Here is a 10,555-nt window from a genome sequence, read left to right as displayed (position 1 = left end):
TCTGTTCAGCCGCCGACGTGGACGGAGCGGTAATTGCCGTCTTCCGGGTAGAATCCGAGAAACTTCAGGCGCGTCTTGCCGGTTCGCACGCCGGGATACAGAAAAATCGTTGGTACGTGAAATTTTCCCTGGAGCTGGCTTTCGATGGCGCCGATGCGCAAGAAGGGATGGAGCGCCTCCAGGTCGGTGACGAGCAGCAGCGCGTTTTGCTGGCCTTCGAGCGACTGCAACGCGGATTCGAGCCGATTCAGTAACGCGTTGCCAGCAGTCAGGATGTCTGCCAGGGCCTTGTTCGTGCGGGGCCAATCCAAAGGGGCGGCTTTGTCCTCCATCACACAGAGCGGCCATAACGGGTCTTCCTTGAGGAGTGTCCAGACGTGCTCGGCAATGGAGAAGGTGTGGACATCCCAGCCCTCTTGATGCAGCTTAGCTACCCAGGCGGGCGTCTGTCGCTTGACCTCGAGGATCTGCTCGGGTGGGAACACGAGGTAGTAGATCGGCTCGAAGCTCGCATGGCCGAGCTCACGCCCGTGGCGGATGCGCTCTCGTAGTTCGTCGAAATCAGCTTTGAGCGAGGACATCGCACAGCGTCTCCATGTCTGGTAGTTTCCAGTTGATGCGGATTACATCGCCGGCGGCCTGGACGATGAGCAATCCCTTCAGCGATAGGCGTTTGATTTCTTGCAACACGTCCTCGCGCACCAAACCGAAGAGCTGCCAATCCTTGTGGGCAAGCAGCGCATTGTCACCGAAACCGGAAAAGTGCAGTTCGTAGGCCAAGTAAGCGGCTACGACGGGCAAAATACGGAACGGCAGAATGCGACGGCTGGAGCGCGCGCCGCGCTCGAGCATTCCATAGTCGGCGCAGCAGCCGGTCAAGTAGGCGGATACGCGCCGCACGGTGGTCTCCGACCATCGCTTGACGGTCTTGCCCTCATCGATGCCGCGCTCGACGAATGCACGGGCATCTTCATTGGTGATCTGGGTATCCCCACCCGCATACCGAGCCCAGTAAACCTGGCGTACGAAGTCACCCAGAATGGGGTTGGCGCGGCTTGTAAAAATTAGCATGAACTGTGTTAGTTCCGCAGAGGAAATCGTTGCCAACAGCCGCTTGAGGTGAACGGCCGGTGCGCCGCCATTGACCAGATAGCGCGGGGCAAAGCATTCGATGACGATATTACGCAGGCGACGAGCCGTGACGTTCGGAAACCGACCCGACTCCAACGCCGCCAGGTACAACTGGTTTGCCGTCATACCTGGTAACCACAAATCGAGCAATGTCTTAGTTTCGTTGACGAGCCCGAGACCTGCCTGCAACTGCGTCGTGTAGGGGGCGTTGTCAGCCACGATCACCCCATCAAATACGGATATGTTTTTTCGTTCTGAGTGAACGCGGATAGATAGGTGGCTGCGATGGCCTTCAGTGTGTCGCTTGAATCGAGATCCTTGATTTTTCCGACCGCCGTTGGTCCTACGCTAGATAAACTGCAGGGTGCGGCCAGCTGATTCAATGCATCGAGCGCAGCCTCTTTACCTCGTGAAACCTGACTGGCGAGCTCCTCTCCTACGCTGCTCTGTACGATCGCATGCAGATCTTGTTCGATTTCTTCGGGCAACCGGAACAGGTGGTAGCTGCCCACGCTCAGATGCTCGTCGTGCACACGTCTGGCCGCTTCCAGTACACCGTGGTACTGAGCGAGGCGAAACGTCTTGGGAAAAACCGGCTCCAGAAATTGCCGGCTCGATGCCTCATAGAACGCCGTCGGCCACCAGGCGCACTGTGCACGCTCGCCGAGAAAACCGACGATGAGCCTCAGTTGCAGCAGGGTGGATAGGTAGGATTCCTTCATTTCATCATTTCTCTTGTTTTCTGGTGTTCTGGTACCAACACGGCATTGGGCGGACTTTGTATGGTGAAGTGTCCCGCACAACCGTGATGACTGTCAATTCACTCGCTTTCTCGGCACACGATTCCTGCCCGAGCCCCAAGCCGCCCTTCGGCGAAAAAGGCGCTTACCCGATGCAGGGACTCGATGGAAACCTCGATCAACCCCCGTTTTCCGGGGAATTTGGGGTGAAGCAGACTCTTCATGACATCCGGCACTGAATTCCACTCGATTTCCCCCTGTTTTGGCCGCTCGTTGCGGCCTCGTGCCCCGGTTTTTTCCTGCCCCCGGCCGCTTTGGGCACACTGCGGCCGTGGGCAGGCCTCACCAGGGGATGGCGTTGGACTTCACGAGCCACACCGTGCGCCGGATGTTGTAGCAGGCGGCCATCAGGGTGAGGGCAAAGTCGGCTCTGGCCTGTCCAATGGTGCGGATCATCTTGCCGCTCATGGCTTCGATGGCGGCAAACACGTGCTCGACCCGCGCACGCACGCGGGCAATGCGCGTGTTGCGCGCTTTCTGCCGCTTGGGCAGTGGCCGGTGGGGCTTGGCCTTGCGCTGGATCTGCGGCCGGTAGCCTTTGGCCTGGAGCGCTTCTTCCCGCTGCTTGCTCGCGTAGCCCCGGTCGGCGTAGACGTCGCGGCACGTGTTGCCCGAGTCGAGCAGCTCCTCGAAGTGCTGGCTGTCGTGGGTGCTGGCCGTGTCGGTCTTCAGGCGCCGGATGAGCTTGTGCTTGCGATCGACACAGACCGAGAGTTTGTAGCCGTAGTAGCTCTTGCCGTGTTTCTTGGTCCAGGTGGCGTCCAGGTCTTTTTGACGGCGTTTGGCCGGCTTCCACCCGCGGGGCATGGCACGTTGTTCCACGATCTCCTGCTCTTCCCGAGTGAAGTGCTGACGGGGAGCGCGCTACCGGCGTCGCATCCACGATCTGCCCACCCCGGGCGATATAGCCCTTGCGTTCGATTTGGCGCTTCACCGCCTCGAACAGGGCTTGCGCCCCTGCCGGTCCGATGCGGTTCTCGAAGAGCCAGATCGTGGTGCGATCGGGAATCGTACGCGAATGCTCCAGCCCACAAAAGCGCTTGAAACTCGTCCGATCGAGGAGCTGGAACTCCATCTGCTCGTCCGAGAGCCCGTAGAGGCGCTTCAGTACCACGATGCGCACCATCGTCTCGATCGGATAGGGCGGCCGTCCGCCTTTGGACTGATCCTTCGAGGGAAAAATCTTCTCCACTTCCGCCGCCAGCGCCGCAAAGTCGATCACCGAGTCCATCTCCTGCAGGGGATCGCCCAAGCGATCGAGCTTGGCGCGATGTTCTTCTGCGGCAAAGAGGTCGGGCTGGATCGCGGTGCGGCGCGTCATGGTTCGGGCTCCTCTCGACTCAGGACAGAGGAATTTTATCAGAGGCCGGGGTGGAGGGGTTTTTCGAGGTGCCCTCGATCTCCCGCAGCGACACGCTTCGCCGGCTGCACTGCTAGAATCGCCCCTTCCCTTTTCCGACCATCCCAGAATGCGTTTCCTTCTCAAGCTCTCCCCCGAGATCATCATCAAGAGCACTTCGGTGCGCAAGACGATGACCAAGATCCTCGCCGACAACGTGCGGCGTCTGGCCGACAAAGACGGCATCGTCTGCCGCGTGCGCCGCTTCTGGGACAAGATCGAGGTCGAAGTGGCCGATGAGGACGGCGCGCGGCTGCAGCGGCGGCTGTGCGACACCCCCGGCATCGACCTCGTGCTGCGCGTGCGGGAGCTCCCTTTGGCCGAGGTCTCGCCGCAGGCCGTGGCCCAGGCCGTGGCCGCGGTCGCCGCGCCCTGGGTGGCCGGCAAGACCTTTGCCGTGCGCGCCAAGCGCAAGGGGCGCCATGCCTTCACCTCGCTCGAACTCGAACGCACGGCAGGCGCCGCGCTCCTTGCCGCTGCTCCCGGGGCCAAAGTCGATCTCACGCACCCCGAAGTCACGGTGGCGATCGAGCTCTCGGGTGAAGTGCTCGAACTCGTCGAGGCGCGCGAGAAAGGGCTTGGGGGGTTTCCGCTGGGCGCGCAGGGCGAAGCGCTCGCCCTCGTCTCCGGCGGGTTCGACTCGAGCGTGGCCGCATTCCTCATGCTGCGCCGGGGGATCAAGACGCACTTCGTCTTCTTCGACCTGGGCGGGGCCGAGCACGAAGCGGCGGTGCAGCAGGTGTGCCACTACCTGTGGCAACGCTACGCCCGCTCGCATCCAGCGCTCTTCATCTCCGTGCCTTTTGGCGAAGTGATCGAGCGGCTGCTTGCCGACGTGCGCGAAGGCTACATGGGCGTGATGCTCAAGCGCCTGATGCTGATGGCCGCGAGCCGCCTGGCCGACGAGCTCGGGCTCGACGCGCTGGTGACCGGCGAGAGCCTCGCCCAGGTCTCGAGCCAGACGCTGAGAAACCTCGCCCTCATCGACCGGGCCACCGACAAGCTGGTGGTGCGCCCGGTGGTGGCGCTACACAAGAACGAAATCATCGCCTGGGCCGAGCGCATCGGCACGCGCTCTTTTGCCGAGCATCTGCCGGAACACTGCGCCGTCATCTCCAGGCGACCGGTGATCCACGGCTCCTTCGAGCGGCTCGCCGAGCTGGAGCAAAACTTCGACTTCACGGTGCTCGACCGGGCGCTCGCCGCGCGCAAGACCTGGAAGATCGAGGCGCTCGCCGCGCCGCCCGAGGCCGGTGAGGCGCTGCCCGTGGTGACGCAGAAAACCCCCGGCGAGATCCTCATCGACATTCGTCCGCCCGAACTCGCCGACGAAGCGCCACTGCCCGAAGCCGACCTGGCGATTCCCTTCTTTGCCCTGCGCGAAGCGAAGCTACCCGAGGCGCGGCGCTATCTGCTCTACTGCGACCGCGGCCTGCTGAGCCAGTGGCACGGCCGGGCGCTCGCCGCGCGCGGGCTGGACGTGGCGGTGTATCAGCCAGCGCGTTCGGCCTGAGCCGATTCACCGGCCACGAGCCGGGAACGGGGCACGAAGGCGAAAGCGAGCACCAGTAGCATCACCCCCCAGAAGGCGACCAGCCCGGCGAAAGGCCAGGGCGTGTCGCGCGCCAGCACGCCGAGCACCGCCCCGGTGAGAAAGGCGATCGACATCATCACGAACCCGCTCAGGGCGGAGGCCACGCCCGCCGTCCGCGGAAACGCGCCGACCGCCCCGCTCTGACCGCACGGCTGATGGATGCCGTGCGCGATCATGAATCCGCAAAACGGCAGGAGCAACCCCATCGGCCCGCCACGACCGAGCAGCAGCAGGATCACCATCATCACGCCCGCCGCACAGGAGAGCACGCCGCCCGCTTGCACCGTGCGCCTCAGCCCGAAGCGCCCGAGCAGGCGGCGACACAGCACCGTCCCGAGCAGGTAGGACGTGGCGCTGGCGAGCATCACCAGGCTGTATTCGGTGGGTGAAAACCGGTAGAAATTGATGAAGATGAAGGAAGAGCTCGCGAGGAAGGTGAAGAGCCCGCCGTAGGAAGACGAGGCAAGGAGGGTGAAGATCCAGAAGTCGCGGTGTCCCAGCACTTCGCGCCAGGCCCGCAGCAGCGCCGTCGGGTGCAGGGCGTGCGGATTGCGCCGCGCCAGCGTCTCACGAAAAACGCGCCAGGTGAACGCCAGCGTGATCGCCCCGGCCACGGCCAGCACGAAAAGCGTCGCCCGCCAGCCCAGGACGCGCACCGTCGCCCCGCCGACGAGGGGGCTGAGGCAGGCGAGGAGCCCGAGGCCGGAGAAGGCGCGACTCAGGAGTTTCGCCCCCGCCAGAGGATCGTGCAGATCGCGCACGATCGCCCGCCCCGCCATCACCGACGCCCCCAGCGCCACCCCCTGCACCACGCGCCAGCCGAGCAGCTGCGGCATGGAGGTAGCGAAAGTGCAGCCCAGCGCCGCCACCACGTAGAGCCCCAGCCCCGCGAGCAGGATGGGCTTGCGCCCGAAGCGGTCCGACAGCGGCCCCCAGAAGAGCTGCGCCACGCCGAAGGCGAAGAGCATCGCCGCCAGCGTCTGCTGCGCCTGCGCCACGCTCGCCCCCAGGCTCGCCGTGATCCCCGGCAGCGCCGGCAGGTAGAGGTCGGTGGTGATGGGTTGCAACCCCAGCAGCAGGGAGAGCAGGACGACGGTTTGCAGTTCGGTCATCGGCGTTCGGAGGTCCGTGTCGTTTGAGGAAGATCTTGCCGTTCGGACGAGATTATCCCGCCGCGGCCCTGAATCTCTCCCTCTCGCCACCTTCCTTCACAAATCCGCCTTGGCGTTGTCGATGAGTTCGGTCACTTGCTGTGCATCATCCAGCCCCGTAGGCACTGTTGCAGCGCCGTGATCCCGGACGGCAGCGCCTCACGCCCGGTGAAGACGAGCAGATGGATCGATTCGTCCCAGTGATCGAGCAGGAAATCGTCGGGGCCGAATTTGACGTTGGGAATCGGCGCGCTGTCGACCGGCCCTTCGGAGAAAAGCACCTGATCGTCGTCACGCGCGTTGAGGCGCGGGCGCGCATAGACGTGCGAGCGGGACGTGCGCCGCGTCGCCCACGAAGACGACGTTGCCATGGACGTAGTCCTCGAGCGTGAGGGCACGGGCGGAACAGACCGAGCACACCAGTCGAGTTTCCAGGATTTGCACTCATTCGACGATGACGCTGGGGATGCGGTAGCGGGCGAGCAGCAGCGCCAGCGTCATACCCACCGGTCCGGCGCCGACGATGACGACTTTCTGGCGGGGCTCGGTTTCACGGTGCAGATAGGGCGGAAAGACTCGATAGCGGTAATAGACGGACTTGCGCGGTTCAGTGTTTGGCTGGTGCATCTCCCCCTCCTTGGTTCGGCCGCAAACGGATCTCCGCGAGCGCGCGGCCGGGCGCTCGACGAAAGGGCGAGCGGTGCCGCCCTGTTTTTTGAATGGCGCGACCTGCCCTCAGGCGGGCTGCGGCGCGTCCGGCTGGCAGGCAGGGGCCGCTTGCCGGAACGCGGGCAGCGCCTCGCAGGCGTCCACGATGGCGCGGATGCGCGGATAGGCTTGCAACGAACACTCGTAGCGCCGGGCATTGAAGACCTGCGGCACGAGGCAGCAGTCGGCCATCGTGGGGGTGTTGCCATGACAGAAACGGCCGGTGCGTGGATCGTCGAGCAGCCGTTCGAACGTGTCGAGCCCCCGTTCGATCCAGTGCCGGATCCAGTCGAGTTTCTGCTCCTCGCTCACGCCGAGCCGCTCGGTGATGTAGCGCAGTACACCGAGGTTGTTGAGCGGATGCACGTCGCAGGCGATCGTCAGCGCCAGGCCGCGCACCCGCGCCCGCCCCAGCGGGTCGGGCGGCAACAGGGGCGGCTCGGGATGGGTTTCTTCGAGGTATTCGATGATGGCCAGCGATTGCACCAGCACCTCGCCCCCGTCGGTCTGCAGCGCCGGCACCAATCCCCCGGGATGGATCGCCCGGTATTCCGGCTGGTGCTGCTCGCCGCCGTCGCGCAGCAGATGCACCGGCACCGCCTCGTACTCCAGCCCCTTGAGCGCCAGCGCGATGCGCACGCGATAGGCGGCGGAACTGCGGAAGTAGGTGTAGAGTTTCATTTCCCCAACCCCCTCACCCGGTTGCGGATGCTGCCGAAAATCGACGCGCCAGCGGCGTCGTGCATGGCGATCTCGACGGTGTCGCCGTGGCGCATGAAAGGTGTCTGCGGCGCGCCCGATTCGATGGTCTCGTACATGCGCACTTCCGCGATGCAGCAGTAGCCCACGCCGCCGTTCTCGATCTTGGATCCGTAGAGTCCGCCCTGCTTGTTGGAGACGGTGCCCGAGCCGACGATGCTGCCGGCCTCCATCTCGCGCGTTTTGGCGGCGTGGGCGATGAGGCGTCCGAAGTCGAAGGTCATGTCGACGCCGGCATTGGGTCGACCGAAGGGGCGGCCGTTGTATTGGACTTCGAGCGGCAGGTGCAGCTTGCCGTCGCGCCAGGCCTCGCCCAGTTCGTCGGGGGTGACCGCCACCGGGCTGAAGCTGGAGGCGGGCTTGGACTGGAAGAAACCGAAGCCTTTGGCGAGCTCGCCGGGCACGAGGTTGCGCAGGGTGACGTCGTTGACGAGCAGCACGAGGCGGATCGTCTCGAGCGCGGCCTCGGGGTCGATGCCCATCGGCACGTCACCAGTGATCACCGCCACTTCGGCCTCGAAGTCTATCCCCCAGGATTCGTCGGCGACGATGTCGTCGCACGGTCCGATGAAACTGTCGGAACCGCCCTGGTACATCAACGGGTCGTCGTAGAACGAGGCGGGTACTTCCGCGCCGCGTGCCTTGCGCACGAGTTCCACGTGGTTGAGATAGGCCGAGCCGTCGGCCCACTGGTAGGCGCGCGGCAGGGGGCTGTGGCATGCGGCGGGGTCGAACGGACGCGCATCTTTCAGGGCACCGCGTTCGAGCAACTCGGCGACGAGCGCCAGATCGTCGCGTACTTCGTCCCAGCGATCGAGTGCCTCCTGCAGCGTGCGGGCGATGGCGCCGACGGGGTAGCAGCGGCCGAGGTCACGGCTGACGACGACGAGCGTGCCGTCGCGCCCGCCGCTTTTGAGCGTGGCGAGTTTCATCGGTCGGAAATCTCCAAAGGATTCAGGCGAGCGGGAACATCTCTTTGTAGCGGCCGTCGTGCATCCAGCGCGCATGCTTGGGCGCTTTCTTCGTCTTCGACCACTCCTCAAGCATCTCCCATTTCACCTCGTCGAGCGCCTCTAGCATGCCCGGTCGTAGCGTATTGCAGGCGAGCTCGAGGCGATGGCCATTCGGATCGAAGAAGTAGATGGACTGGAAGAGGGCGTGATCGACCGGGCCGATCACTTCGATGCCGTCGGCTTCGAGACGCTCTTTCGTCGCGAGCAGATCGTCCATCGAGGCAACCTCGAGCGCGAGATGCTGGGTCCAGGCCGGCGTATTGGGATCGTGGCCCATCGGCGGCCGCGTGGGCAGCTCGAAGAAAGCGAGCACGTTGCCATTGCCGGCATCGAGGAAGATGTGCATGTACGGATCCGGCTCTTTCGTCGAGGGAACCTGGTCTTCGGCGATCGACAGGATCAGCTTCATGCCGAGGTATTTTTCATACCAGCGGGCGGTTTCGAGGGCATCCTTGCAGCGATAGGCGGCGTGGTGGATTTTCTGGATGAGTGCCATGGCGTCTTCCTCCGTGTGGGGCCGGATGACTCCTCCGACCATCAGTCATGCTTGCATTGTATTGCCGAAAAACTTATAGTTTCAACGGTTTTTTTCGATCGATTAATCGGATGTGACGATGAATGTCACCCTGCGCCAGTTGCGCGCTTTTCTTGCGGTCGCACGGTTCGGTAGTTTCACCGTCGCCGCCGAGCATCTGTACACCACGCAGTCGGCCTTGAGCGGTTCGATCAAGGAGCTGGAGAATGCCTTGGGCGTGCAGCTTTTCGACCGCAGCACCCGGCGCGTGCAGCTCACCGAAGTCGGGCGCGAACTCTATCCGCTGGTGGAGAAAATCCTGGCCGATCTGGACGCCGTGCTGCACGAAGTGGCCACGCTCAAGGCGCTCAAGCGCGGCATCGTGCGCATCGCCGCGCCGCAGTTGATGGCGGCCACCCTGCTGCCAGAAGTGCTCGCGAGCTTCACGCGCGAGTTTCCGCACGTGGCGATCCGCCTCATCGACTGCGGCGTGGAATCGGTCCCGGCCTGCGTGCTCTCGGGCGAAGCCGACCTGGGCGTGGGGCCGGAGCGGGACGTACCCGGCGAAATCGAGGCGGAGCTCCTGTTCGTTCAGCCCTTTCACGCCGTCTTCCGACCGGGCCATCCCCTCGCGGCGCAGGAGGTAGTGCCGTGGCGGCGGCTGGCGGAGTTTCCTCTCATCACCTTGCAGGGGCAATTCACGGAGAAACTCTCGCGGGACCTGCATGAGGTGGTGCGCGACCTCGATCTGCATCCGGATACGACCGTGGCCTTCATGTCGACGGCGCTCGCCATGGTGTCGATCGGCCTGGGGGTGACGATCTGCGTCTCCTATGCCGAACCCATGGTGCGCCGCTATGGCCTGGAAATGCGGCGTCTGACCGAGCCGGACGTGCATCGCCGTTTCTTCGTCTTCACGCGGCACGGCCGGGCACTGTCGCCGGCCGCCGAGGCGTTCCACATCCATCTGCGGCGCTTCGTCGGCAACGGCACCGCGGCCGGGGTGTAGCCCCGGCCGCGCCTCAGCCGCCCACGACGTCTTCGCGCGCGAGACGGATCGCCTCGCGCAGCAGATCGACGTCGCCGACGTGGTTGGCGAGCAGCAGCACGAGGCGGGCGTTCACCAGAGCGCTCTGTTCCTCGTCGAGGTCGCGGTGCGCCTCGATGAGCGCCTCGTAGAAAGCATCGCCCGCTTCATACCCGTAGAAAGTGCGGGTACGGGGTTCGCGGAAATTGTATTCCAGAGTGATCATCATCCTCTCCTCCTCTCTTGCATTCAGGCACGCTGACCGCTGGCACGGCGCAGCGCGGCCTCGATCGCGGCAGGGTCGAAGCGGCGCCAGCGGGCGGCGACGTGCTGATCGGGGCGAACGAGATAAACGGTGCCCGGTTGCAGGTCGTAGCGCTCGCGCACTCTCCCCTTGACGTCGTGCAGGGTCTCGATGCGGTTGTGCAACCTTTTTTCTGTAAATTTCCGTGGTGTTGG

Annotated in this window: 13 protein-coding genes and 1 pseudogene; 2 read left to right on the top strand and 12 right to left on the bottom strand. The window is 64.3% G+C overall.

Going from position 1 to position 10,555, the window contains the following annotated elements:
• Positions 1-5: 5 nt before the first annotated feature.
• The 4 genes and pseudogenes from GV368_RS08135 to GV368_RS08120 all read right to left on the bottom strand — a co-directional run bounded on the left by GV368_RS08135 (position 6) and on the right by GV368_RS08120 (position 3,252).
• Positions 6-581, bottom strand: coding sequence for a BREX protein BrxB domain-containing protein (locus GV368_RS08135; RefSeq protein WP_142804160.1), 576 nt, complete (start codon positions 579-581; stop codon positions 6-8).
• On the bottom strand, positions 562-1,350 hold the full coding sequence (locus GV368_RS08130; RefSeq protein WP_142804159.1) for a DUF1819 family protein: 789 nt from the start codon (positions 1,348-1,350) through the stop codon (positions 562-564). Before GV368_RS08130 ends, GV368_RS08135 begins: the two co-directional genes overlap by 20 nt.
• A 2-nt stretch (positions 1,351-1,352) precedes the next feature.
• Positions 1,353-1,853 (bottom strand): BrxE family protein, encoded by a 501-nt coding sequence (locus tag GV368_RS08125; RefSeq protein ID WP_142804158.1) that lies wholly within the window; start codon positions 1,851-1,853, stop codon positions 1,353-1,355.
• 360 nt (positions 1,854-2,213) lie between these two features.
• Positions 2,214-3,252 (bottom strand): annotated as a pseudogene (locus tag GV368_RS08120) (IS5 family transposase).
• Between the two features lie 148 nt (positions 3,253-3,400).
• On the opposite strand from GV368_RS08120, the gene thiI reads away from it, so the two are divergent.
• Positions 3,401-4,843, top strand: a complete 1,443-nt coding sequence (gene thiI / locus GV368_RS08115; protein ID WP_169116164.1) for a tRNA uracil 4-sulfurtransferase ThiI — start codon at positions 3,401-3,403, stop codon at positions 4,841-4,843.
• Here the strand turns inward: thiI and GV368_RS08110 are convergent.
• From GV368_RS08110 to GV368_RS08085, 6 genes are all read right to left on the bottom strand, one after another.
• The gene (locus GV368_RS08110) at positions 4,822-6,036 is read right to left on the bottom strand and encodes a multidrug effflux MFS transporter (RefSeq protein ID WP_169116163.1); all 1,215 of its coding nucleotides are present in this window, start codon (positions 6,034-6,036) and stop codon (positions 4,822-4,824) included. The genes thiI and GV368_RS08110 overlap by 22 nt on opposite strands.
• A 131-nt stretch (positions 6,037-6,167) precedes the next feature.
• On the bottom strand, positions 6,168-6,446 hold the full coding sequence (locus tag GV368_RS08105) for a hypothetical protein (RefSeq protein WP_169116162.1): 279 nt from the start codon (positions 6,444-6,446) through the stop codon (positions 6,168-6,170).
• A 73-nt stretch (positions 6,447-6,519) separates the two neighbouring features.
• Positions 6,520-6,702 carry an FAD-dependent monooxygenase gene (locus tag GV368_RS08100; RefSeq protein ID WP_169116161.1) on the bottom strand — a complete coding sequence of 61 codons (183 nt, stop codon included), beginning with the start codon at positions 6,700-6,702 and terminating at the stop codon, positions 6,520-6,522.
• 108 nt (positions 6,703-6,810) lie between these two features.
• On the bottom strand, positions 6,811-7,464 hold the full coding sequence (gene maiA, locus GV368_RS08095; RefSeq protein WP_169116160.1) for a maleylacetoacetate isomerase: 654 nt from the start codon (positions 7,462-7,464) through the stop codon (positions 6,811-6,813).
• Positions 7,461-8,474, bottom strand: a complete 1,014-nt coding sequence (locus GV368_RS08090; RefSeq protein ID WP_169116159.1) for a fumarylacetoacetate hydrolase family protein — start codon at positions 8,472-8,474, stop codon at positions 7,461-7,463. Before GV368_RS08090 ends, maiA begins: the two co-directional genes overlap by 4 nt.
• A 22-nt stretch (positions 8,475-8,496) precedes the next feature.
• Positions 8,497-9,051 (bottom strand): VOC family protein, encoded by a 555-nt coding sequence (locus GV368_RS08085; RefSeq protein ID WP_169116158.1) that lies wholly within the window; start codon positions 9,049-9,051, stop codon positions 8,497-8,499.
• A 118-nt stretch (positions 9,052-9,169) separates the two neighbouring features.
• On the opposite strand from GV368_RS08085, the gene GV368_RS08080 reads away from it, so the two are divergent.
• Positions 9,170-10,078, top strand: a complete 909-nt coding sequence (locus GV368_RS08080; protein WP_169116194.1) for a LysR family transcriptional regulator — start codon at positions 9,170-9,172, stop codon at positions 10,076-10,078.
• A 13-nt stretch (positions 10,079-10,091) separates the two neighbouring features.
• Here the strand turns inward: GV368_RS08080 and GV368_RS08075 are convergent, their stop codons facing one another.
• Together GV368_RS08075 and GV368_RS08070 are read right to left on the bottom strand one after the other, a co-directional pair.
• Positions 10,092-10,325, bottom strand: coding sequence for a DUF2783 domain-containing protein (locus GV368_RS08075; protein ID WP_028875151.1), 234 nt, complete (start codon positions 10,323-10,325; stop codon positions 10,092-10,094).
• Positions 10,326-10,345: 20 nt separating this feature from the next.
• The coding region (locus GV368_RS08070) for a hypothetical protein (RefSeq protein WP_206673355.1) at positions 10,346-10,555 on the bottom strand (210 nt) is incomplete at its 5' end.

This window comes from Tepidiphilus baoligensis (assembly GCF_012911495.1).
In the GTDB taxonomy this organism is placed as follows: Bacteria; Pseudomonadota; Gammaproteobacteria; order Burkholderiales; family Rhodocyclaceae; genus Tepidiphilus; species Tepidiphilus olei.
This window is presented reverse-complemented; position numbering and strand designations above follow the sequence as displayed.